The organism is Psychrobacter sp. ASPA161_6, from assembly GCF_051970285.1.
Lineage (GTDB): Bacteria > Pseudomonadota > Gammaproteobacteria > Pseudomonadales > Moraxellaceae > Psychrobacter > Psychrobacter glaciei.
The window spans coordinates 537,620-563,117 of record NZ_JBEFNJ010000001.1; the positions used below are offsets into that span (position 1 = coordinate 537,620).

General features: G+C 44.3%; 18 protein-coding genes and 3 tRNA genes. 17 read left to right on the forward strand and 4 right to left on the reverse strand.

The features are described 5' to 3' along the window. Positions 1-171: 171 nt before the first annotated feature. A tRNA-Asn gene (locus tag ACTQ9T_RS02280) sits at positions 172-247 on the reverse strand. Positions 248-783: 536 nt separating this feature from the next. On the opposite strand from ACTQ9T_RS02280, the gene ACTQ9T_RS02285 reads away from it, so the two are divergent. From ACTQ9T_RS02285 to ACTQ9T_RS02325, 9 genes are all read left to right on the forward strand, one after another. Beyond that, positions 784-1,128, forward strand: coding sequence for a DMT family transporter (locus ACTQ9T_RS02285; RefSeq protein ID WP_010196452.1), 345 nt, complete (start codon positions 784-786; stop codon positions 1,126-1,128). A 1-nt stretch (position 1,129) separates the two neighbouring features. Next, the gene (locus ACTQ9T_RS02290; RefSeq protein WP_189580347.1) at positions 1,130-1,705 is read left to right on the forward strand and encodes a TetR/AcrR family transcriptional regulator; all 576 of its coding nucleotides are present in this window, start codon (positions 1,130-1,132) and stop codon (positions 1,703-1,705) included. 221 nt (positions 1,706-1,926) lie between these two features. Then, entirely contained in the window at positions 1,927-3,441 is a 1,515-nt protein-coding gene (betB, locus tag ACTQ9T_RS02295) for a betaine-aldehyde dehydrogenase (RefSeq protein ID WP_440463950.1), read from the forward strand. 117 nt (positions 3,442-3,558) lie between these two features. Then, entirely contained in the window at positions 3,559-5,256 is a 1,698-nt protein-coding gene (gene betA, locus ACTQ9T_RS02300; protein WP_440463951.1) for a choline dehydrogenase, read from the forward strand. Positions 5,257-5,543: 287 nt separating this feature from the next. Beyond that, entirely contained in the window at positions 5,544-7,589 is a 2,046-nt protein-coding gene (gene betT / locus ACTQ9T_RS02305) for a choline BCCT transporter BetT (RefSeq protein ID WP_194619092.1), read from the forward strand. A gap of 147 nt (positions 7,590-7,736) precedes the next feature. Beyond that, positions 7,737-8,225, forward strand: coding sequence for a M48 metallopeptidase family protein (locus tag ACTQ9T_RS02310; protein ID WP_240215372.1), 489 nt, complete (start codon positions 7,737-7,739; stop codon positions 8,223-8,225). Positions 8,226-8,661: 436 nt separating this feature from the next. Further along, positions 8,662-9,084, forward strand: coding sequence for a tetratricopeptide repeat protein (locus tag ACTQ9T_RS02315; RefSeq protein WP_352311026.1), 423 nt, complete (start codon positions 8,662-8,664; stop codon positions 9,082-9,084). 26 nt (positions 9,085-9,110) lie between these two features. Beyond that, positions 9,111-10,256: a flavin monoamine oxidase family protein gene (locus ACTQ9T_RS02320; protein WP_440463952.1), complete on the forward strand. Its 1,146-nt coding sequence runs from the start codon at positions 9,111-9,113 to the stop codon at positions 10,254-10,256. A gap of 323 nt (positions 10,257-10,579) precedes the next feature. Further along, positions 10,580-12,205, forward strand: coding sequence for a long-chain-fatty-acid--CoA ligase (locus ACTQ9T_RS02325; protein ID WP_440463953.1), 1,626 nt, complete (start codon positions 10,580-10,582; stop codon positions 12,203-12,205). A gap of 259 nt (positions 12,206-12,464) precedes the next feature. On the opposite strand, the gene ACTQ9T_RS02330 is transcribed toward ACTQ9T_RS02325, so the two are convergent. Continuing rightward, the gene (locus tag ACTQ9T_RS02330; protein ID WP_440463954.1) at positions 12,465-13,208 is read right to left on the reverse strand and encodes a siderophore-interacting protein; all 744 of its coding nucleotides are present in this window, start codon (positions 13,206-13,208) and stop codon (positions 12,465-12,467) included. Positions 13,209-13,695: 487 nt separating this feature from the next. Here ACTQ9T_RS02330 and ACTQ9T_RS02335 point away from each other — a divergent pair, with 487 nt between their 5' ends. Further along, complete coding sequence (locus tag ACTQ9T_RS02335) at positions 13,696-14,121, forward strand: PaaI family thioesterase (RefSeq protein ID WP_210540173.1); 426 nt, start codon at positions 13,696-13,698, stop codon at positions 14,119-14,121. Between the two features lie 183 nt (positions 14,122-14,304). On the opposite strand, the gene ACTQ9T_RS02340 is transcribed toward ACTQ9T_RS02335, so the two are convergent. Beyond that, positions 14,305-14,381, reverse strand: a tRNA-Asp gene (locus ACTQ9T_RS02340). A 55-nt stretch (positions 14,382-14,436) separates the two neighbouring features. Further along, a tRNA-Val gene (locus ACTQ9T_RS02345) sits at positions 14,437-14,512 on the reverse strand. 358 nt (positions 14,513-14,870) lie between these two features. Between ACTQ9T_RS02345 and ACTQ9T_RS02350 the strand changes: the two genes are divergently transcribed. The 7 genes from ACTQ9T_RS02350 to ACTQ9T_RS02380 all read left to right on the forward strand — a co-directional run bounded on the left by ACTQ9T_RS02350 (position 14,871) and on the right by ACTQ9T_RS02380 (position 25,487). Next, complete coding sequence (locus ACTQ9T_RS02350; RefSeq protein ID WP_440464448.1) at positions 14,871-16,508, forward strand: cardiolipin synthase; 1,638 nt, start codon at positions 14,871-14,873, stop codon at positions 16,506-16,508. A 142-nt stretch (positions 16,509-16,650) separates the two neighbouring features. Beyond that, positions 16,651-18,210 (forward strand): tetratricopeptide repeat protein, encoded by a 1,560-nt coding sequence (locus ACTQ9T_RS02355; RefSeq protein WP_440463955.1) that lies wholly within the window; start codon positions 16,651-16,653, stop codon positions 18,208-18,210. A gap of 132 nt (positions 18,211-18,342) precedes the next feature. Continuing rightward, positions 18,343-20,007, forward strand: coding sequence for a 3-deoxy-D-manno-octulosonic acid transferase (locus ACTQ9T_RS02360; RefSeq protein ID WP_440463956.1), 1,665 nt, complete (start codon positions 18,343-18,345; stop codon positions 20,005-20,007). Next, the gene (locus ACTQ9T_RS02365) at positions 20,004-20,780 is read left to right on the forward strand and encodes a 16S rRNA (uracil(1498)-N(3))-methyltransferase (protein ID WP_440463957.1); all 777 of its coding nucleotides are present in this window, start codon (positions 20,004-20,006) and stop codon (positions 20,778-20,780) included. Before ACTQ9T_RS02360 ends, ACTQ9T_RS02365 begins: the two co-directional genes overlap by 4 nt. Positions 20,781-21,007: 227 nt before the next feature. Continuing rightward, complete coding sequence (locus ACTQ9T_RS02370; RefSeq protein WP_189580428.1) at positions 21,008-22,132, forward strand: extracellular solute-binding protein; 1,125 nt, start codon at positions 21,008-21,010, stop codon at positions 22,130-22,132. A gap of 176 nt (positions 22,133-22,308) precedes the next feature. Next, positions 22,309-23,997 carry an ABC transporter permease gene (locus ACTQ9T_RS02375; protein WP_240215382.1) on the forward strand — a complete coding sequence of 563 codons (1,689 nt, stop codon included), beginning with the start codon at positions 22,309-22,311 and terminating at the stop codon, positions 23,995-23,997. A gap of 149 nt (positions 23,998-24,146) precedes the next feature. Further along, positions 24,147-25,487 carry an ABC transporter ATP-binding protein gene (locus ACTQ9T_RS02380; RefSeq protein WP_440463958.1) on the forward strand — a complete coding sequence of 447 codons (1,341 nt, stop codon included), beginning with the start codon at positions 24,147-24,149 and terminating at the stop codon, positions 25,485-25,487. Positions 25,488-25,498: the final 11 nt, after the last annotated feature.

The following is a 25,498-nucleotide window of genomic DNA, read 5'->3' on the forward strand; positions in this document are numbered from 1 at the left end:
TGAGTAGGAGCAAAGCACTCAAACAAAAACAAACCCAATCAAGACTAACCTTACCATACAACAAAAATGTCTAAAAGAACACCGCAGCTGTGCTAATATTATTAGAAGTAAATATAAAAGGGGTAACAATAAAAAAACCTCCATCAAATTATGATGAAGGTTTTTAGTATATGGCTCTCCAACCTGGGCTCGAACCAGGGACACACGGATTAACAGTCCGTTGCTCTACCAACTGAGCTATTGGAGAATAGATGGTCATAACAGCAGATTGTTCATGCTTTATATCAAAGCGATTACTTATCTTGTTTGCGTTATGTGGGGCACATTTTAGCCAAGTCGTTCGAGGCTGTCAACCTTATTATGACATTAATAATAAATATTGTCGTAACTTATCAAAAATAACCCGTAATCCCTTATTGAACGGGCTGTTTTGGTGAACCCCTATATCTGAAATCTTTATTGAGTGACTAGATTAGGTGACTAGGATTAAATAACTAGGAAAAGCCTTAATTGATAGGCCTTTACAGAAGGTTTTAGCTGTATTCATTCATCATTAAAATAAGCACTCATCAGTGTTAGTTATCAGTCTTTGCAATCATATTTGATTAGATGAATTGCCTATCTTTTTGAATACTAAGAGAATTTGCACATCGCCTAGAAATATAAAATTGTAAAATTACCTTCACATTGCTGGTTTATTTCTATAGAATACCGACCGTATGGTTTCTTTTGTATACGGTGCTTTGCTGCTATGTGCCATAAATTGTTATGGATGTTCTAAATATGAGTCCTACCACTATTGCTTATGGATATTTAGCCATTGCCATCATTTGTGAAGTGATCGGCACCACCTTCTTGATGAAGTCAGAGCAGTTTACGCGTTTGGTACCGACGCTCATTATGGGTTTGCTTTATGTCATCTCGTTTTACTTGTTGACGCAGACCCTTAAAACCATACCGCTTGGTATTGCCTACGCGCTGTGGGGCGGACTCGGAATCGTACTGACATCACTCGTGGGCTTGGTGTTTTTTAAGCAAAGCCTCGATACAGCAGCAGCAGTTGGTATCGCTATGATTGTGGGTGGTGTGATGGTGATGAACTTATTCTCTAATTCTGTGGTGCATTGATATGGAAGTGGAAAACGCTTACAAACGTAAAAAACAGCCAGAAGTTGTGCGTCGGGCGCTGCTCGATCAGGCAGCACGAATAACGCTAGAGCAAGGGTTGTCTAAAGTGACCTTTCAAGCAGTCGCTGATGCTGTTGGGGTAACTAAAGGTGGCGTTATGCATCATTTCGCCACTAAAAACGCGCTTATTTTGGAAGTGTTTCATGACGCGATGGCGAAGTTTGAGGCAGAAGTAGATACAGCAATGGCTAAAGACCCCGTGCGTTATGGCTCTTTTACCCGCGCTTATATCGATGCCACGATTAGCCTAGGCGAAAAGGGACAGGCAGAATTTCATAGCCAAGCAACGCTGTATGTATTGATGCTAGGCGATAGTGAGCTGCGCGAATTATGGGCTGAGTGGTCAAATCAGCAATTGAAAAAGCATGAGCCAACTGATAATACCGAGACCTTATGTATGGCACGTTTGGTCGCTGATGGGATTTGGCTCTCAGATTTTTCCGGCATTGACATAGTAGATAAACAGTCATTACGTGATCGTTTGATAAAAATGACGCAACGTGGCTTTGATGCATAAAGATGGTGCAGCACGTTTATTAAAACGCTGCGCTCAAATAATTTATTAAAGAACAATTGATAAGTACATAACGATTTTTAGCCATATAACAAATTTTAGTCACACAACGACTTGTAATCACATAACGATATAACTTTTATTTTTACAACTTAAACCATGACGACATTATTCGGTACTAGCTTAGTTATAAGGCTTTTGCCAGTCGTCGATAGGAGCACTGCATGACAGCTACTAATACAAACTCAAATAACTTAACAGATATTATCGACTTAGAACAAATACAAACGGCTTATATTAACGGCCGTTATTTGGCGGTAGATGAAACGCTGACGACTTTTGAAGATATCAATCCAGCGACGGGTGAAGTGCTGGCGACGATTCAACAAACGACCAATGAGCAAATTGATGAGGCGGTTAAAGCAGCACAAAAAGGTCAAAAAGTTTGGGCAGCACTGACAGCAGTTGAGCGTGGTCGAATCCTATCAAAGGCCGTTGAGATATTGCGCGAACGCAACGATGTGTTGGCATTGCTAGAAACCAAAGACACGGGTAAAGCTTACTCTGAGACCAAGTATGTCGATATCGTCACTGGTGCGGATGTCGTTGAATATTATGCAGGTCTGGCACCGATGATTGAAGGTCGTCAGATTCCACTACGTGATACCAGCTTTGTCTATACTCGCCGTGAGCCACTTGGCGTGGTCGCTGGTATTGGTGCATGGAACTATCCGATTCAAATCGCGATGTGGAAGGCAGCACCAGCACTAGCTGCTGGTAATGCAATGATTTTTAAGCCATCAGAAGTGACACCGTTAACTGCATTGAAACTGGCAGAAATTTTGACAGAAGCAGGCTTGCCAGATGGCGTGTTCAACGTCGTGCAAGGCAATTATAAAGTGGGTGAGGCCTTAACTCAGCATCCTGATATCGCCAAAGTATCGTTTACGGGTGGCGTACCGACGGGTAAAAAAGTCATGTCGAGCGCGGCATCATCGTCTCTTAAAGACGTGACATTAGAGCTGGGTGGTAAATCGCCACTAATCATATTTGATGATGCGGACATCGATACAGCTGCGGACATCGCAATGATGGCGAACTTCTATAGCAGTGGTCAGGTTTGTACCAATGGCACGCGTGTATTTATCCCTAAAGCCTTACAGGCCAAGTTTGAAGAAGCCATATTATTGCGTGTTGAGCGTATTAAATTGGGCGATCCAATGGATGAAAACATCAACATGGGCCCACTAGTCAGCTTCCCGCATATGGAAAGAGTGCTTGGCTATATCGAGCAAGGTAAAGCTAGCGGTGCACGTTTGCTAATAGGCGGTGACCGTGTGACAACAGGCGAATTGGCAAATGGTGCATTCGTTGCCCCGACGGTATTCACTGACTGTACTGATGAAATGACTATCGTACGTGAAGAAATATTTGGCCCAGTGATGTCGATATTGACTTATGAGACCGAAGAAGAAGTCATTCGCCGTGCCAATGATACCGATTATGGATTGGCAGCTGGCGTCGTGACTGCTGATTTGACCCGAGCACATCGAGTCATTGCTCAAATTGAAGCGGGTATCTGCTGGTTAAATACATGGGGCGAATCAGCCGCTCAAATGCCAGTCGGCGGTTACAAGCATTCAGGTGTTGGCCGCGAAAACGGTATTGAAGCCCTTGAGCATTATACGCAGACCAAATCTATCCAAGTAGAGTTGGGCGCATTTGAATCTGTCTTTTAATCAATCTTATTGAGAAAATTCTTAATCAGTAAAGTGGTTCAGTAGTAGAGCTAATTTGTTCTTTGTTCGACTTTACTGATAGTAAATGATTTATTTTTCAATATTATGGAGCGTTTTATGACATCAACCACACCTGAGTATGACTACATCATCGTTGGCGCAGGATCAGCAGGCAATGTGCTGGCCACGCGTTTGACCGAAGATGCCAACATTAAGGTGCTGCTATTAGAAGCGGGTCGTCCAGACCACCGCTTAGATTTTCGTACGCAGATGCCAGCAGCGCTCGCCATGCCGTTGCAAGGAACGACCTATAACTGGGGCTACAAGACCGATCCTGAACCGAATATGAATAACCGCGTCATGGACTGCGGTCGCGGTAAAGGACTTGGCGGCTCGTCATTGATTAACGGTATGTGTTATATCCGTGGTAACGCACTAGATTTTGATGATTGGTCTAAGATTAAAGGCCTAGAAGATTGGACGTATTTGGACTGCCTGCCTTACTTTAAAAAGCTAGAAAACCGTGATGCTGGCGAGAATGACTATCATGGTGTAGGTGGTCCCGTTGAGATGACCACTTCAAAACCAGGGGTCAATCCACTGTTTCAAGCGATGATTGAAGCGGGCGTGCAAGCTGGCTATCCAAGTACCGACGATTTAAACGGCTATCAGCAGGAAGGCTTTGGGCCGATGGATCGGTTTGTGACGCCTAATGGTCGCCGCGCCTCAACGGCTCGTGGTTATCTTGACCGTGCTAAGCCGCGTAGTAATATCACGATTTTGACGGGTGCGCTAACCGATGTGATCTTGTTTGATGGCAAACGCGCAATCGGTGTCAAAGTCGAGCACCAAGGTCAAACCAAGAACTTTCATGCCTCTCGTGAGGTGATTATCTCTTCTGGTGCGATTGCTTCGCCACAATTATTGCAGCGTTCTGGTATTGGCCCTGGTCAATGGCTAAAGGATTTGGGTGTTAATGAGATTATAGACTTACCAGGTGTTGGTAATAATCTGCAAGATCATTTAGAGCTGTATATGCAGTATGAATGTAAGCTGCCAGTGTCGATTGCACCTGCCAATAAATGGTGGAATAAGCCAGCCATCGGTGCTGAGTGGTTGTTCAACGGTACGGGTCTTGGCGCGTCAAATCAGTTCGAAGGTGGTGGTTTTATTCGTACCGATGAAAAATTCACGCATCCTAATATTCAGTACCATTTCTTACCACTTGCGGTACGTTATGATGGCCGCAGTGCCGTGAAGTCTCATAGTTTCCAAGCACATGTGGGCTCATTACGCTCGCCCAGTCGTGGCCGCGTCAAGCTGACGTCGAAAGATCCAAGTGCTCATCCAAGTATCTTGTTTAACTACATGTCTCATGATCAAGACTGGCAAGAGTTCCGTGCTGCCATGCGCATCACTCGTGAGATTATGCATCAGCCAGCGCTTGACCCTTATCGTGGTCGATCGATCGCACCAACCGATGATCTAGTGACCGACGCGCAGTTGGACGAGTATGTCCGTAACCACAGCGAGACGGCCTATCATCCATCTTGTACTTGTGCGATGGGCGAAGACAATGATTCGGTCGTCAATGGTGAAGGTCTGGTGCATGGTATCGATGGCTTGCGTGTCGTTGATGCATCGATTATGCCAAATATCATCAGTGGTAATCTCAACGCGACGACCATTATGCTGGCAGAAAAAATCGTTGATAAGATGCGCGGTGTGCAGTTACCACGCTCGACGGTAGATTACTTTACTGCCAATGGTGCACCATTGAGAGCTGAGCCGATGCGTGCTTATGGCTCTGTTTAAATTAAATATTAATAAGAAGGCCTTTTTATAAAGGTCTTTTTTATCCGTGCTACTGTTTTAGAAAACGAACACCATTAAAATTGATTTTTTAATGACTTACCTTGTTGCTTAAATAATTACTGAAGTGGCAATTACTTAAGTGGTCATTACTTGAGCAACAAATTTTTATTTATTGGTACTGCTTTGTGCGTCATGCAGTTATTTGTATGTCACGCGGTTATCAGTCATAAAGTTATGACGGACAAAGCAATATCAGACCCTGTTTAATTTACCTATTGAGGTCTTTTATGTACAGCTCGCCATCAAAGGATGCGACGAAACCCCTGACTCTAAATAAGACGGTTTTTTTAGGCTCAGCTATTATTTCTATTTTATTGATAATCTGGACGATTGCGTTTCCAGATTATAGTGAGGCGCTATTAAGTTCGAGTATGGCATGGGTATCAGAGAGCTTTGGCTGGTATTACATGCTGGTGGTTGCCGCTTATAGTATATTTGCCTTGTTTGTTGGCTTTTCTAAGTATGGCGATATCAAGCTTGGTCAAGATCACGAAAAGGCGCAATTTCCCTTTTTAGCGTGGGCAGCGATGCTGTTCTCCGCTGGTATCGGCATTGATTTATTGTTCTTTGGTGCGTCTGAGCCGTTGATGCATTATCTGACGCCGCATACGGGGCTCGAGCCTGCCAGTGAAGCGGCTATGCGTGAAGCACTTGCGCAGACCTTTTTACATTGGGGTCTACATGGCTGGGGCATTTATGCTTTAATCGGGATGGCATTGGCGTACTTTGCTTATCGTAAAAACATGCCACTCGCGTTACGTTCACCACTGACGCCTATCTTTGGCGAGCGCTTAATTAAAGGCTGGCTTGGTGATGGTATCGATACCTTTGGTGTGGTTTGTACCTTGATGGGTATCGCGACCAGTTTGGGTATTGGTGTATTGCAAGCCAATGCTGGTTTGACTCATGTGTTTGGGATTGAATCTAGCAAAATGGTTCAAACCTTTATCATCATAGGTGTGGTCGCTGCCGCGGCGATCTCTGCGATGACTGGTGTGGAAAGAGGCGTCCGCCGTTTATCCGAATTCAACATGCTGTCTTCGATATTGCTATTAATCGCGATATTGGTGATGGGTAATACGGTTTATTTGCTGAATACCTTTACCCAAAATATTGGTCAATACTTCCAAACCATCGTTTTCAAAACTTTTGATGTTTATGCTTATGATGGTCAAGCAGGCGCTGATTGGAAATCAGGCTGGACGATATTTTTCTGGGCATGGTGGGTCGCTTGGGCACCGTTCGTAGGTCTGTTTATTGCGCGTATTAGCCGTGGTCGTACCCTGCGTGAGTTCGTATTTGGTGTGATGTTTATCCCACTTGGCTTTATCTTTGCTTGGTTCTCTATCTTTGGTAACTCAGCGATAGATTTGGTTGCCAATGGTGCCACTGAGCTTGGTGAAATCGCAGTTAATGATGCGGCGATGGGCATGTTTGCTTTGTTTGAGTATTTTCCTTACAGCGAAGTGCTGTCATTTGCAGGTGTTGTGATTGGGTTAGTATTCTTTGTGACTTCAGCTGACTCAGGCGCGCTAGTATTAGCGAACTTGAGCTCAAGAGGTATGACCAATGATACGGATGCACCTGTTTGGTTACGCTTATTTTGGGCAGCAGCGACCGGTCTTATTACCTTGGGCTTATTGTTTGCTGGTGGTTTTGCCTCATTACAGTCAGTATCTGTGATTGCAGGTTTGCCATTCTCACTCATTCTTGTGCTCTATATGGTGGCGATGTGGAGATCATTAAAAGAAGAGGGCAATAAGCGCAAAGCCAGTACGATTGGTACGGCTAACGTGCTCGATAGCGGTAAGAGCTGGAAAGCACGCTTGCAACGTATTGTCAGTTTCCCTAAACATGCACAAGTTGAACGGTTTTTACAAAATGTGGTCAGACCTGCTATGACGGAAGTTGAAAAAGAGTTTGCCGCAGGTGGTCTAAAAACCTCTTTGGATATCCGTAACCCTGAACATATCGGACAAGATATAGATGAGGGTATGGACGAGAGTAGCGGTCAAATAGATGGTCTCAAATTGCGTGTTGGACATGGCGATGAAGATGACTTTATTTATGAGGTTAACCTGATTAAAGCTGAGCGTCCTAACTTTACATTGAGCACCTCAACTAAGAACGCAGAATACTATTATCGTGCAGAAGTGTTCTTAAGCGAAGGCTCACAAGAGTATGACTTGGTTGGCTACTCCAAAGAGCAAGTATTGGTCGATATTTTAAACCAGTACGAGCGTCATTTGCAGTATCTACATTTAGAGCGTTAATAGCTAAGTAATATACTCGACTTTACACTGACCCTATAAGTTGAATGCAGCTTATAGGGTTTTTTTATGAACCAATGATAGGCAGATAGTAGATATAGGGTAAAATCTATAGAGACAAAATTTGAAGTACCAGCAAAGGATAAATTTGTGACCACATTAAAGTACATCGCTCATTATTCTGAGCAAATTCAAACCCAAGCCGCGTTACTCATTAGCGAAGGTAAACTGGGCGCTTATCTAGAAAAAAAGTATCCCACTCAGCATCAGGTGCAAAGCGATAAGGTGCTTTATCAATATATCAATGACATTAAAAACCAGTATATGCGCAAAGTTGGCCCGTTATCGAATGTCAGTTATAGCAGTAAATTAAAAGTCTTAAAACATGCGCTGGGTATTCATACCACTCAGTCTCGCGTACAGGGCAGTAAGCTGAAATCGCATAATAGCATCACCGTGGCCAGCTTGTTTCAAGAAGCACCGCCTGAGTTTTTGCGCATGATCGTCGTGCATGAGTTGGCGCATTTTAAAGAGCATGAGCATAACAAAGCTTTTTATCAATTATGCTGCCATATGGAGCCTGAATATCACCAGTTTGAGTTAGATACACGGCTTTGGTTGCACTGGCGAGAGTTGTAACCCTAATAGTCATTCCACTATAAAAGTATTACAGCGTTAACCTCGCTTGAAGTATCAAATATACATCTACACTCGGTTGCCTTGTACTACTTTTAAATTGAATCGACTATAGTATGAATAGTAGCCCTAATAATGTTCATAGTAATGTTAATAACAGCCATATAAATATCGTGTCCTTTTCTGTGGCAATTATCTGAGCCGCTAGGGCGTGTCCTCAATTCAATTGATCATATCTAAACGGGCTAAAAATGGCTAAATTTTGCCAAACATCGTTAAATAGCTGGTTAATATCCCGATATTATCTGCGCTATTTTCCTTGTTTGACTGCAATTTATCTCATTTTTATCACCATTTTTAAAATGAGGACACGCCCTAGAATTACGTTATAATCCTAACCAAATAATCTATACCCCAAGTCAATAAAAGGTTGTAAGCAATGATCAATACCAAAATATATAAATCTATTTATAAATTGGCAGAAGAGTTACTAGAGGCTGACCGTATCGGTAATCAAGAAAAATTTGATGCGTTTTATGCTGAGCTAAAAGCCATCTGTACTGATAATGAAAACACAGACAAAGATCATCCAGAGCAGTGGGAAACGCTTGCTGACTTTACAGAGGATTTGGACGAAGCACTGGTCATTTATGACAAAGCACTAACCAAAGCTACGGCGATCAATTCAAAAGATCATCTGTCGTCGATTGCTTTTTCTATGGCAGTGTTACAGCTTGAGACAGGTAACAAAGAAGCGGCTATTCAAAGTCTACAAAATGCCAAAATCACGGCAAATAAGATTGAAGATAAAGAGTTTAAAGTTGAGATAGATGAGATGCTGACTAAGTTGTTGGGTGAGTAGTTTCAATTAAGCAGGAATGATTTTATATGCAAGACGTACCTATTGTGATTGTTGGCGGTGGCTTAAGCGGTCTATATGCAGCATTTTTATTAGAGCAAAAAGGCATCGATTATATATTGATAGAGGCTCGTGATAGATTGGGCGGGCGTATCACTGTTGCCAAGTCATCAGCAGATATGAGTACTAGCAGCCAAAGTGTTGATCATAAAAAATCAAACGACGGCTTTGATTTAGGGCCGTCTTGGTTTTGGCCAGAGTATCAGCCGCAATTAAGTGATTTGATTGAGGCATTAGATTTGACACGTTTCGCTCAGTTCGAAGAAGGCGACATGATGGTTGAGCGTGCTGCCAATGAGATGCCTATCCGCACGCAAGGCTATCAGAGCTCGCCACCATCTATGCGCCTCGTGGGTGGAATGACGGCTCTAACTGATGCTTTATATGCTCGCTTAGATGTCAAGCGTGTCATAACCGATCAAATCGTAAAGCGTTTAACCAAAACTGGTCAGCATAACGAAATAGAGAGCGAAGATAGCTTTAGGTATGCGACTACGTTGCGAGCGCAGCATGTATTACTTGCGCTACCACCTCGGTTGGCGATTAGTAATATCGTATTTGAACCTGCTTTACCGCAAGATTTGGCAACAGCATGGCAAGAGACCGCCACTTGGATGGCACCACATGCCAAGTATGTGGCGGTTTATGACTCGCCCTTTTGGCGCAATCAAGGACTGTCAGGTGCAGCACGCAGCGCGATAGGGCCGCTTACTGAGATTCACGATGCTTCTTTAATAGAGGGCGAAGGTGCTGTGTTTGGTTTCTTTGGCGTCCCTGCACAAGTGCGCCAAAGCGTTTCTGAGACGGAGCTAAAAGCGCATTGCCGCGCGCAGATGGTACGTCTATTTGGTGTACAAGCAGACAAACCAAAGGCTGAATATATCAAAGACTGGGCGCAAGATTCATTTACGGCGATGCCTGCTGATGTCAGTGGCGCAGGTCAGCATGCAGTAGCACCTGCTTCCAAGCCAACAGCAGGTGTGTGGCAAGGCAGTCTAACTGGTTGCGGTAGCGAATGGTCAGAGGCGTTCTCTGGTTATGTCGCTGGTGCTATTGACGCGGCAAACAGAGCGGTACAAGGTTTGCCTAATGTTGTAGTGCAGTCTGGGTCGTAAACAGGTGCAGGCTTTCGTTTTCTAATATGTCTGGTTTAACATAAGTTGAGACAGTATATTTCTAGAAAATAACGGGCAAATATAAGTGTAAATAAGCGTGTTCATCCGATGAACGAACACGTAGTAGGCAGTATTGAAAGCGCTAATAAAGAGACTGATAAGGACATCTACAACGGCTACTTAATTAAGAAAAAAAGATATATTCTTTATTTCTATCAGACGAAATTAATTTTTCTAACTGTTCAGACTGACGTATACTGATGAGGCTCCATATATAAAATATGCCCACGGACGAGCACTAAAATCACTATAAGGATATTCAGATGTTAGGAAAAATGATGTATCAGCCGCTGCTCATTAGCAGCCTCATTGAGCACGCCGCCCAATATCATGGTGATACCGCTATCTTGTCAAAAGAAGTCAATGGCGAGATGACCAAAAGTGATTGGTTGACCGTCTCCAATAACTCAAAACGTCTGGCAAATGCGCTACAAGCACTGGGACTTAAGTCATCAGAGCGCATCGCCACCTTGGCATGGAACAATCGCCGTCACCTAGAAGCGTGGTACGCAATCTCGGGTAGCGGTATGATTTGCCATACTATTAATCCTCGTTTATTCCCCGAACAGCTTGCCTACATCATTAACGATGCGAAGGATCAAGCTTTATTCTTTGACATTACTTTTTTGCCACTAATTACCGCTATCAAAGAGCACATCAAAGGCATTAAGCACTTTATTTATTTGGGTGATAGAGACGAAAAAGTCTTGGAGCAGTTACCGAATGCTCTGTTCTTTGATGAGTTGCTGGCAGATAATAGCCCTGATTTTGACTGGCCGCAGTTTGATGAAAAGCTTGCAAGCTCACTCTGTTATACCTCAGGAACGACAGGCAATCCCAAAGGCATTTTGTACTCTCATCGTTCCTCAGTTCTGCATGCGATGGCTTTGTGTATGCCCGATGTGTCCTCGTTGTCTGCCCAAGATGTCTTGCTACCAGTAGTGCCGATGTTCCATGTCAACGCGTGGGGCACGCCTTATGCCGCTGCTCTGACGGGCTGCTCTTTGATACTGCCCGGTCCTAATCTTGATGGAGACAGCTTAGTGTCTGTGATTGATGACTATAAAGTGACTGTGGCTTTGGGCGTACCAACTATTTGGCAAAGTCTCCTAACCGCTGCCAAAAACAAAGGCAGTAAGCTTGACAGTATGACGCGTACGATCGTCGGCGGCGCGGCATGTCCGCCATCAGTCATCAAAACCTTTAGAGAGGACTTTAACTGCGATGCAATACATGGTTGGGGCATGACGGAGACCAGTCCACTCGGTACGATGAACCAGATAAAAGCCAAGCACAAGTCGCTCAGTAAAGAAGAGATTAACGAGCTGCGTAAATCGCAAGGTCGCCCTCCTTACGGTGTCAAGATACGTCTAATGGATACGGAGCAAAAAGACAAGCCAGTCGCCGAAGATGGCGAGTCACAAGGGCGCTTACAGATTCGTGGGCATTGGGTCATTGATGATTATTTTACTGAAAATAAAGATGCCATTACTGCAGATGGCTGGTTTGATACCGGTGATATCGCCACAATTGATGCCGATGGTTATATGAATATCCGTGACCGTTCAAAAGATTTGATCAAATCAGGGGGCGAGTGGATATCTTCTGTGGAGTTAGAAAACATCGCTGTGGAGCATCCAGAGGTTAAGATGGCCGCAGCGATTGCAGCGGCTCATAAACAATGGGGCGAGCGTCCAGTCTTAATTGTCGTCAAAGAAGCAGACTCGGCAGTAGATGAGGCGCAGATTCTTGAGTTCTATAAAGGTAAAGTGGCCAGTTGGCAGATACCTGATAAAGTCGTCTTTGTAGATAATATTGTGCTCAACGGCGCAGGGAAAATGATGAAAAATAATTTACGTGATGAGCATGGTGATATCCTGCTTGCTTAATATAGTCAATCCACTATAAATCAGGTATGGAGGCAGGCTTGTTTAGTCTACTATTTGTAGTGCTTTAACTTGCCTTCTTTGTACCTGAACGGTCTTGAACCGACTATGGCATTAGGGCTAATTGATTCGAGGTTCGTTCAAGGTTACATAGATATTCTTAATCATATTTTTGACGAAAAAGTCCGCCTATAAGCGGACTCTTTTAGTTTTGATGCTAAGTCCGATGTCAGTTTCGCTTATACGTGCTGACACACCGAAATTATAATACGCTCTCTGCATCCTTTTGCTTTACAACTTTATGCTGGTCTTCTGTGCTATCGATTTTCCAATAACTAGATATGTATAAATGGGTCTTTGGTATTGGACGCTCTACTTTAAAGTAGTGGCGTAGGGCACGCATACTATGGAATTCACAAGCGGCCCACACCGCAGGTTGTCCTGTCAACCAAGTAAGCGTTTTAACACGATCAAGTAATGGGCTGCTTTGTGCATTTGGATGTGCGTTTATCACCCAATGAATGTCGACATTGTCGGGTTTTTTGAGTAGTTGCTTATCTGCTTCGGTGGTAACCTCAAGGACTGCATAGCCGTGTGCGTCAGCAGGTAGCTGGGCAAGATTGACGGTAATCGCTGGTAATGCTGTCATATCACCGATCAATAAAAACCAATCGGCCTCATTATTAATAAGCTTCTTTGGTCCTGGGCCGCCTACTAATATTTGCTCACCCACTTGGGCGTTACGTGCCCATGTTGAAGCAGGGCCTTCTGTCTCATGCAAAGCAAAATCGACATCTATTTCTTCATCTCGTTGAACACTAACGGTATAAGTGCGCACTAATGGTCGAGTCTCCTCACCTTGAGGAAACATCAGTTTGATATAAGCACTTTCTTGGTCTACTGGAAAATCAGTCAGTCCAGCACCACCAAGTGTGACGCGGCACATATGTGGCGTAAGGTATTTACTGCGAACAACTTCTAGCATTCTTGGGGTGGGTTTTGCCATTTTAATACCTTCCTTTATTTGACTGATTGGTTGTATATCAAAAAGTATGATGATTATAATTTAAACAACTTTTGATGATTTGAAAGCCCTTTAGAATCAGAGCATTGCTTTCTTGTTGATTTTTATTGGTAGCATGCTTTTTAAAACAACACTGAGTATAAAAAGTTTGATGACTAAGAGTTAAATAATAATGATAATCATTAACATGTGTATATTACGCTAATTGGCACTTATGTCAATTGGGTTGTAAGTGTTTGGTCGTTGGTCTTGATCATTTGCTTCTCATACTAGAGTAAAAGTGATATTAGATAGCAGGTGAAGTTTTGAGGTTCTTAAAGGCAACAGACCCTAATATAGATACGGCTCATAATGTGAATTGTGCTATAAATGATGGTGGAGAGAATCAGGTAACTGTTTTTGATTAGCGTCTCTTAAATGAGAAAGGCTAAACGTCGGCAGTAAGCACACTTAAAACCAAGGAGTAGGTATGTCTGCAAGCAAAGAAGAAATCGTCGCTTTTATAGAGGCGGAGTTTCCGCAAACCAAATGTAGGGTCGAGTCAGTAGATGAGAAGGGTTCGACCTTATCTCATGAGATAGGTATCAATGAGCTGCGACCTGGTGGCACGGTCTCTGGGCCGGTGTTGATGAGTGTCGCTGATGTGGCCATCTATGTGGCAATATTGGGAAAAATTGGTATTGTACCGTTGACTGTGACGACGAGCTTGACCATTAATTTTTTGCGTAAACCCTCAGCAGATGCCCGTATTATCGCCGAATGCACGTTAATGAAAGTAGGGCGCACATTAATCGTGGGCGAGGTTTCTCTTTACTCAGAAGGCTCTAGTGACTTGGTCGCCCATGTGGTTGGCACTTATTCTGTACCACCACAACCGAGACAGACGACTTTATAGCAATCTATATTATGTGGCTATATTATTTAACCATGTTATTGATTGAGATTTTGACTAAGGCAAGAGATAAACCATAGATAAATCAAACACTTAGTTAAATTAATAGACACAAAAAAACCTCAAGTAAACTAATACTTGAGGCGAAACTTGCTTAAACTCGAAAGTTTAAATTCGTTTTAAATATGGCGCAGCGGACGGGACTCGAACCCGCGACCTCCGGCGTGACAGGCCGGCATTCTAACCAACTGAACTACCGCTGCTTAGGTCGTTTTTAGCATCTTACTCGTATAAATAGAGCCCACTTCGCTAAAAGAGTGGTGGGTGATGACGGATTCGAACCGCCGACATTCTGCGTGTAAGGCAGACGCTCTACCAACTGAGCTAATCACCCTGAGAAGCGTTAGCTTCGCAAGTTAAAATTCCTTAAAAGGAATCTTATAGAAGTCTTAACATTTAAAGTTGTCACACTCTAAATTAATAAAAATTCTAACAACATAGAACTTAATTAAGTCCCCTTGCTGTGGGTGTGTATTATATAGATTTACATATGCCTGTCAAACGTTATTTCATATATTTTATAAATTAATGATTATCTTTCCTTTACGTTAGCGACATTAAGACTTGTTCAGCCCATATGGTGGGTACATAGTTACCTATTGTGTGCGCGCTAAAAGCTACTATACTGATAATGCTTTATGGTACGTGCAGGTATTGAATAATTTGATTTGTATTAATTGACTGATTGGTTGATGGAGGCAGGCATAGACACTTTTGCTATTGAAAAGTACTTTACGACATGGTCATTGGGTGACTTTGCAGAATTGGGGCTGATATTACATGTCGTGCTCATGATACTCATGACATTACGAATTGTATCGGTACAGCGCAATATTGGCGTATCGATCGCTTGGGTTGCTGTGCTCTATACCTTGCCTGTCGTAGGATTAATTGCCTACATACTGCTTGGTGAGCCAATGATCGGACGTCGCTATCGTGAACGCATGGATCAAGCCAGCCTGCTAATGAACGAGATGGCAAGGCGGGAGCATTTGGTCTTTGATAAAGGGCAAGATTTGTTGCCTGATAACTATCGCGGTGTCAGCCAAATAGGGACGCGCTGGACAGGGTTCGGGGTGTTTCCCGATCACCAGATGCAGCTACTAACCGCGCCCAGTGCTATTTTTAAGCGTTTGATCGATGATATTGAGTCAGCAAAGAGTATCATCTTGATGGAGTTTTATATCATCTATCCGAAGGGGCAGGTAGTAGAGGTGATAGAGGCGTTGGTCGCTGCCGTACAGCGCGGGGTTGAGTGTCATATATTGGCTGATAGTGTTGGTAGTTTTAGGTTTTTTAATAGCAATGAGCATCGAATATTAGAGCAAGCAGGTGTCTTTGTTCATCAGTCGTTGCCGGTAGGCTTGTTTAAGACCTTATTTAAACGTTCAGATCTGCGTAATCACCGAAAAATGGTGGTCATTGATGAATACATTGGTTATATCGGCAGCTTTAACTTGGTCGATCCTAAGTTTTTTAAACAAAATAAAAATGTCGGACAATGGATCGATGTGGCGATACGTAGTGTGAGCCACCGTACCATCAGTATAGCGACGGCGATGGCAAAAGTTGTGGTCACCGATATCGGCGCTGAAAATAACAACAATCTAGACGAGCTCAACCAGCGAATCAATAACTATACCCGCAAGCTATATGTGATGGATCCAACTATCAATGACATCAACAGTCGGGTAAAATTTTTGGGTGATAGTATCGATGCTGATGAGCCGCTACATACTGGCTCAATGTCGATAGTCATACCACAGATGCCCGTAATAGAAGGCGTGATCGCGCAGTTGATACCTTCGGCACCGCAGGTAACAGCGCATGTTATTTATAATACCTTGGTGACGGTTATTCATCGTGCTAATAAACGCATTTGTATTACTACGCCATACTTCGTACCTGATGAGGCGCTATCAAGTGCGCTGACGATCGCGGCTAAGCGCGGGGTAGAGGTGACGATTATCGTTCCCGAAAAGGTCGATTCGTTTTTAGTGCAGCATGCGTCACAAGCGTATTATGAAGAGTTATTGCAGGCGGGCGTCACCATTGCCTTATTTAAGGGCGGGCTGCTACATGCTAAAACCGTGGTGATCGATGATGATTATTGTCTGTTTGGTACAGTAAATATTGATATGCGCAGTTTTTATCTCAATATGGAAGTCAGCTTGGCGATTTATACCCCTGAAATGGTCGCTCAAATTGCTAACTGTCAAGAGACTTATCTACAGAGCTGTCATTTTTTAACGTTAGCAGAATGGCAGCAGCGCGCAGGCTATGAGCGTTTGTTTGATAATGTGGTACGCTTGTTTAGTCCTTTACTGTAGCGGTTTATTGTAGCGGTTTGAATTTTAGGCTAAGGTAAACTATCTACACATTGTCTTTATCCACACATTGTTTTACTGTCGCCATCATAACGATGTCATCCTATTCATTACCTACTTAACTGTAAAAGGACACGCTGGTCTTATGTCTGCATCGCCTCTAACACCACTGGATTATATCGCCGCAGGCTATTGGCAAGATTTCTTAGCGGGACGCCCTATCGCAGGTGGTATTGCCTATGAAGCGGAGTTGCGTGATTGCACTTTGGATGAGTCGCTATCGAGCTTACAGCGGGTAGATACTTTGCTATCGCAGATACGCCGTGATCTGATTAAAACGGGTAACTGGGATGAAGATGCGCTGTTAACGGATGAACGCTATCGTAATCTTATGATGTTTTTGGCATTTTATGCTGGCCAAGTATTGGCACAGCATTGGCAAAATACGCCGCATTGGTATGGTCAATTCGAGCTGCGCAAACGTTATCCAATATGGTCGCTGAGCACCGATGATTTTTATCAGCATATGGCAGTGTTATATTGTGAAAACAATAGTGCCAATATTAATGACAATGACAATATTAATGACAGTACCAATATTAATGACAGTGCCAGCTTGCCAATATTTTTTGCCCTAGAACCGATAGGCTTGCGCTTGTTCGGTCATGTCGATCGACCCTTTGTCGCGGTTCAAGGCGGGCAAGTTGCTAGTGGCTTGTATCAAGCGGTTAGTGCCAGACTGCCAATCGCTAATAATTACGTGTCTACCATTACCACTCAAGACAATAAATCTAACGTGGCTGCTCGCATGGCTTCTCAAGTGGACTTAGGCTCAAGTAGCATAGACTCTAATTCTCAGACAGTGGGCACTAGCGTAGACTCTTTGATAGAGCAGAATATTACGGTCACACCAGCAGATGATTTGAATAGAGCTGCTTTGAATAAAAATGCTTTGAATGAAGCTACTGCTTCGCAAATGATAGCCGATCCACTGGCAAATAAAGACTTATCGAATGAACAACAAGGTGAGATAAAGCCTGAGCTGTCTAAATTGGAACCGGCATTAACGCAAACTAAGTTAGCTACTTCTGTCAAACCCTCACCAACCCCAGAAATTTTTAGCCAATTACTCATAGAGTTAGATGAGATTGAACGGCCGCAAACTGCGGGCAATGCTGAATATCAGCAAGCCCGTAAAGTCTTGGATCAGTTTGAACAGCATGTTGCAAAGCAATCTAAACCGCGTGCGCAAATTAACTTTTCAGAGAATCATCTGGCGGCAAAAAAGCAAGCGTTGTTGAAACTACAAGAGGCCGCGCATGTTGGGAATACCGCTGCTATGCTGCGTTTGGCGATGTATGAGCTACTCGATGAAGGCTTGGTGATTGATAAAAATGCTGGTATAGAGGCAGGTGTTGAATGGGTTAAGCAAGCCGCTAGCAAAGACGACAGCCGAGCGCAGCGCTTACTCAGTAAGATGTATTACCAAGGGGTTGGTGTCGTGCAAGATATCAATAACGGTAAATATTGGTTAGAGCAAGCTGCCCAAAACGGTCACGTGGAAGCGGCCAGTTTGGTGGCACAGTGGCAGCAAGCGCAAGCGTTGATAACGACACAAAAGCAAGAGCAACACAGTATTAAGCGCTATCAGCTGTTACTGGCGGTAGTGCTAGTAGTGGCGGTGTTAATATTAATTATTGTCTAAACGATTTTTGTTAGCTCATACTGCGTAAAAGCTTATTATTAAGCAGCAAATTCAGGTAGAATTGTCGCGTTTTTTACCATCAGTTTTTTTGAGAATGGTATTATCTGATCCATTACTAATCTGGGCTGTTCTATGCCATCTTCTCCTACGCCATCCAAACCCTCTACCACCGCATCTTCATCTACCGCGTTGTCCAGTCGAGCAGTGTATCAGCCACCCTTTTATTATCAATGTATCATTGGCTTACTAAAGCCGCTATATCGCCTACAGGTTTGGCGACGCTCACACGAGCGCGACAACTATCAGCAAGAAGTGGCGCAGCGTTTCGGCAAGCACTATCCTGCAGCGCCAACAGCTGATATCAAAGCTGAAATAAACCATAAAGCTGAGATGAATAATAACGTTATCTGGTGCCACGCGGTGTCTTTAGGTGAGACCAATACAGTAGCGCCGTTGCTAGACATGCTATTGGCTCATGGTTATCAGATTTGGCTGACCAATACCACGCAGACAGGTTTTGCCCGCGGTGCCAGTCGTTTCGCTGATGACATTGCTCAGGGTCGGCTTAGTCATAGCTACGTACCTGTAGATAGCCCTGCTGTTATCGAAACGTTTTTAGCGCACGTGCAGCCAGTTGCGGCTTTATTTGTAGAGACCGAGCTGTGGGCAAATATTTTAGCCAAGCTATCCGAGCATCGTATTCCGAGCATCTTAGTCAATGGTCGTCTATCAGCCAGTTCATTTACAAGCTATCAAAAAATCGCTGCTGTCAGCGCCAGTATGATGAAAAACCTGACGTTAATTATTGCGCAAGACAATGAGTCTGCCAAACGCTTTCGTCAGCTGGGTGCTCATAGTGCGCAAATCCGGGTGGCGGGCTCACTCAAGTGGGTCATTAATAGCCCAGTGCTCAATAATGAAACGATTGATAGCAAAACTGATGATGTACAAGCGACTGATGGCAGCGCTGTTAAGAAAGAAGATGAGCGTGCCACTATACAAAAGCAAAAGAGCGCTATTGCCGTCGAGTTGGGAATAGCGGATCGTCCTATTTGGGTCGCGGCCAGCACCCATAGCGGTGAGGAAAGCATCGCTCTGTTATTACAAGAGCAGCTATTATCCAACCCAGCGCTGGCAGACACGCTGTTGATTATCGTGCCCAGACATCCTGAACGCTTTGATGAAGTGGCGACGCTTATCCAAAACAGCACGTTGATGATGGCACGGCGCAGTAACGAAGAAGTAATCAATACGGACACGCAAGTCTATTTAGCAGATAGCATGGGTGAGCTGATGACATGGTATGCATTAGCGGATGTGGCGTTGGTGGGTGGTTCGTTGGTCGATGTGGGCGGACACAATCCAGTTGAGCCAGCGAGTGTGGCAACACCGGTGCTAATGGGACGCCAAACCCAATCGTGTCAAAGTGTGGTCGATAAGCTGGCGAGTGTGGGCGCGTTATATCAGCCAAACAATGCGTTTTATCGTCCAATTAATATAGAGGATGTTGCTACCAATAATGAAAATATCGCCAATTCAGCTATCAGTAGCTCAGATATCAGTAGTCTAGATATGAAGGGTAAGCAAAAATCCTCGCGCAATAAGTCCTCATTGGCTGCTAACGATACGGCGCTCATTTATGATCAGCTACAGTCTTGGCTTATCCATCCGCTATTAGCCAAACAAGCAGGGCAAGCTGGCGAGCAGATGACCGTACAGCAGCAAGCAGTATTAACGCGTCAATTTGCCATGATCGAAAAGGTGATTGAGCAACACTCAAACCAAGAGACGCTATGAACTGTCTATTACTGCCTGCCGAAAACTTTTCGCAAAATTCTGCGACAATCAATAATCTATCGCAAATCAACCATATCAATGACGTGTTGACCGCAGCAGTGGGAGATACCCTCAAAATCGGGCAACTCGGTGGCAATCTTGGTACAGCGATGATTGAGGAGATTGCTGCTCACCGTATTCAGCTAGGTGATGTCCAATTGTCAGTTGCGCCACCTGCTAAGTTGAATCTAACGGTCATCTTAGCATTGCCACGTCCAAAAGTGCTGCGCCGCTTGATAATGGATATGACGGCGCTTGGTGTGCGCGACATTATCCTTATCAATAGCTATCGCACGCAAAAGAGCTATTGGCAAAGTCCGATGTTGAGTCGCCTCGATGAGTTCGTATTAGAAGGCTTACAACAAGGAGTGGATACTGTTGCCCCGCGCATTACTTTGCAAAAGCGTTTTAAACCCTTTGTCGAGGATGAGCTGGCAAGTCTAATCACCAACCGCGCTATTGTCGCGCACCCTTACAGCGATCTGTCATTTTCGCAATATGTGCAGCAGCAAGTGCTAGCAAAGCAAGAGCAAACTGCGCCATCGTTCGTAGAAACCAACTCAGCTAATAGCACCTCCTTGCCCAGTCTCGTTTGTATCGGCGCAGAAGGGGGCTGGATCGACTATGAGATTGAGCTGCTTGCCAGTCAAGGCTGTCAGCCAGTACATATAGGTCCACGCATATTGCGTACTGAAGCGGCAGTCAATGTAATTTTGGGGCAATGGCTGTTATAAAAAAGTGTTGAGCGAACACTATTTGGCTAAATCATTGCTTTTGAAATTGTATTTTAAAAGCAATGATTTAGCCAAACAAACACCAGTTTATCCAGTTAAATAAATGTATTGATAATTAATCTCATTTCTATTAGTATGTTGTTTTCAACTAATATGCTCTTATTACTCTTAATGAGTAATGTTTTTTATCTCTCTCACTTATCCGTAGCACCATTATGGGGAAAACCATGTCATTGAAAGCTTTCAGCGCAAATTTACCTTCTACCAAGCTCACTTTACCTGTTGCCGTATTTGGCATGATGCTAGGGCTTGCGGGTTGTAGTAATTCCTCTACGCCAGAAGAAAGCGTTGATGCTGAAGCGGCGCCAGCCAGTAGCGAGCAAGAAGTGGCTAACGATGGCGCGACGAGTGCTGAAGGACAAACGATTACGATCTACTCATCACGTAACGAGCAGCTGATCAAGCCTTTGCTAGACCGCTATACAGAAGAAACAGGTGTCAAAATTGAACTGGTCACTGATAAAAGTGGTCCATTGATGGCACGCTTGCAAGCGGAAGGTCAAAATACGCCAGCGGATATGCTATTGACTGTAGATGCGGGTAATTTGTGGCAAGCCACAGAACAAGGATTGCTCCAACCAGTCGCATCGACGGTATTAGAAGCCAATGTCCCTGCAAAATATCGTGATCCAAAAGGTCAGTGGACAGGTCTGTCATTACGTGCCCGTACTATCATGTATGACCCAAGTAAAGTCAGCGCCGACCAATTATCTACTTATGCAGATTTGGCGGATCCAAAATGGAAAGGCAAGCTTTGTTTGCGCACCTCAAACTCTGTATATAACCAGTCATTGGTTGCCAGTATGATTGAAAACTTAGGCGAAGAAAAAACCGAAGCCGTCATTCGTGGTTGGGTAGATAATTTAGCCACTGACGTATTCAGTGATGACACTAGCATGTTAAAGGCTATTGCTGCCGGTCAGTGTGAAGTAGGCTTGTCTAACAGCTACTACTATGGTCGCTTGCTCGATGAGCAGCCTGATTTTCCTGTCAAAGTCTTTTGGGCAAACCAAGGCACTACTGGTACCCACGTGAATATTTCTGGGGCAGGTGTGGTGACAGGATCAGACAATCCTGATGGCGCCCTCAAATTAATGGAATGGTTGTCTTCGGATAAGGCGCAAGGCCTCTATGCCAGCTCTGATAAAGAATATCCAGTCAAAGAAGGCGTTGATGAGTCAGATATGCTCAGATCGTGGGGCGAATTCAAAAAAGATGATATCAACGTGCAAAAGTTTGGCGAGCGTCAAACCCAAGCGATTCAAATGATGGACAAAGCAGGTTATAAATAGAGTATCACAAGCCAACCATGCCCAAAAAATGACAGTAGCCATAAGATAAATGTCAGTATGACTCTTAGTAAGCGGAACAGTAAGCTGAGCAAGTTTGACAGAGAAAATGGTGTTTTTGGGTGTGCGATAGGCGAATTAGATCGAGATCTCTATGCGTATGACATGGTAATAATTATATGATAACAACGCCAAATGCGTCTGTTCGTCAAGACAAGACAGCCAACGACAATAACAATGGCAGTGACCATAGTAGTTTGGCTGTTAGTCAAGACCATGCCGTTCGCAAACGTATCCTCTCAAAATCAGTCTTAGGACTGATTTCGTTGTTTATGCTGGTACCAATTCTCATCGTCCTGCTGTCATGGACGCAGCCAGTGGCAGATATCTGGACGCACATGCGCGAGTATGTGCTGCCACAAGTCCTCAAAAATACCGCGATTTTATTGGTGATGGTGACGGTTATCTCTGGCAGTATCGGCACCGCACTTGCTTGGATCACCAGCATGTATCGCTTTCCCGGACAGCGCTTTTTTTCGTGGGCGCTGATGCTACCGCTGGCGATACCGGCTTATGTACTGGCATTTGTTACCGTCGGTATTGTTGATTTTAGTGGACCGCTACAGACAGGTTTACGAGAGTTAGGCATCGATACAGCCATTCCGTCAGTACGCAATGTCTGGGGCGCAGGTTTGGTATTGTCATTGGCATTTTATCCCTACGTTTATTTGCTAGCGCGTCAGGCCTTTTTGTCACAAGGCAGGCGAGCGATTGAAGCGGGTCAAATGCTTGGTTTAAGCCGCAGTCGCGTGTTTTTCCGCTTGGCATTACCGCAAGCGTTGCCGTGGATAATTGGCGGCTTGTTACTCGCCAGTATGGAAACGCTTGCGGACTTTGGTGCGGTTTCGGTCTTCAATGTCGACACTTTTACGACGGCTATTTACAAGGCTTGGTTTGGATTTTTTAGTCTAACGACTGCCGCGCAATTAGCCGCTTTGTTAATCGGTGTGGTATTTATCGTCGTATTGTTTGAGCAGTATTGGCAAGCCAAGCGCGGTAATATAGTTACCCAAGGCAGCAATCAGCGTTTTGAAGCCAGTGCGTCTGCTAAACTGGCCATGACGCTGCTATGTACACTGGTGTTTTTGCTGGCTTTCCTAATACCGTTCTTGCAGTTGATCTACTGGACCGCGTTGAATTTTCGCCAAGATTTTGACGCCCGTTATATTGATTTTGTCACCAACAGTCTCATGATTGCGAGCATGACCACCATTTTCATTGCTTTTTTAGCCATCATTATTGCGTGGATCAAGCGCCAATATCCTGATAAATCAACCAAGCTTATGACGACTTTAGCCAATCTAGGCTATGTTGTACCGGGTACAGTACTGGCTGTTGGTATATTTATCCCAATTGCTTGGATAGACAATCAGCTGATTGCGTTCGGTGTGACCTCAGAGCAAGTGCTGTCGGGTAGTGTGATCGTGATGCTCCTTGCCTTATCGACGCGCTTTATGACGGTAAGTTTTCAGCCAGTCGATCGGCAGTTACAGCGACTGACTGTCAATCAGGAAGCAGCTGCTAAACTACTGAGTGACAGCCCTTATCAACGTTGGCGGCAAGTGATGTTGCCTGTACTCAGCCCTGGGGTTCTAACGGCCTTATTGATGGGTTTTGTCGAAGTGATGAAAGAGATGCCGATCACTTTGATGACACGGCGGCAAGGCTGGGATACGCTAGCAGTGCGGGTGTTTGAGATGACCAGCGAAGGCATGTGGGGCAGAGCAGCATTGCCAAGTTTGCTGATTGTGTTGGTCGGTCTTATTCCCGTTTGGATACTGCTGCGCCAAAGTGATAAGCAGGGATAAGTTGAAAACAGTTTATTATTTAAGACATTGCCGTTTATTATTTAAGAAGTTAAAGACAGAGTTGATCGCGCTTAAGCCTTCATTAGTACCATAATTTTTTACCGTTTTATTTATTGGTTTTATTCATTAATCGCTTACTGGTACCATCTATGTATACTGACTTGATTAAAGACTCAACAGACCCAGCCAATCCTAAGTCGGCTACGGCTAAAGTGAAAGTGCACGCTGATAATGTAAAAAAATCATTAGTATCAAGAGATGAAGTTTACCAAATGCAGGATAATAATATCGCTAAGCACGATGCTAACTTTACCGCACATACTGAGACAAATATCACCACCAATCCTTACTTTAGCGTCCAAGATTTAATCGTCGGTTATGACGATACCATCATCGTTAATGGACTATCGCTAAGCTTACAGCAAGGCGAGATTGGCTGCTTTTTGGGTTATAGCGGTTGCGGCAAGACCACGGCATTACGAGCCATTGCGGGATTAGAGCAAAGTCGTCGCGGCACGATTGGCTTAAATAACCAACGCTTGACAGAACAGACGCCGACGACCTCGTTTGCCGTCGCGCCAGCCAAACGTGGCATGGGCATGGTGTTTCAAGACTATGCGTTATTTGGGCATTTAAGCGTGGCAAAAAACATCGCTTTTGGTCTCAATAAATGGTCAGCAGCCGACAAAAAAGCCCGCGTGGCTGAGATGCTAAGCCTTGTTGAATTGACTGAGCATGCTGACAAACGACCCAATGAGCTCTCAGGTGGACAGCAACAACGCGTTGCTTTGGCACGAGCGTTAGCGCCCAATCCCAAACTCTTGCTACTCGATGAGCCCTTTTCTAATTTGGATGTGGTACTGCGTGAGTCATTGGCCATGAATGTCCGTGATATTCTCAAACGTACCAATACCACCGCTATTTTGGTGACTCATGATCAAAATGAGGCTTTTGCGCTGGCAGATAAAGTAGGCGTGATGGATAAAGGTCGACTGGTTCAATGGGCGACACCAAGCGAGCTATATCATGAGCCAATCAGTCCGTTTGTCGCCGAGTTTGTCGGTGAAGGGGCGATGATAGATGGCATTATCAAAGAAGGTCACGTCGAGACCGCGTTAGGTGATATTTACCGTCGCATGGAAGTTTATGATGAGTCAGGGCAGCCGCAGTATTGTGAGTACGATTATCCCAATGGTACACCGATTAAGGTGCTCGTGCGCCCTGACGATATAATCCATGATGATGATAGTACGCAGACCGCTTTGGTAATTGGGCGCGTCTTTCGCGGTGCCAATTATCTGTATCGCTTACAACTCGATGATGGGCAGACAGTTTTGTCCTTGGTCGCCAGTCATCATAATCATGAGATTGGCTCGCAAATTGGGATTTTGCCGATACTTGAGCACGTTGTTGTTTTTGATGAAAAAGACATCAATGCGACGACTTGGTCAGAGTACGATCGGTCCGAGCGAGTGGCAGAAGCGAGATAGTCGCTTTAGCA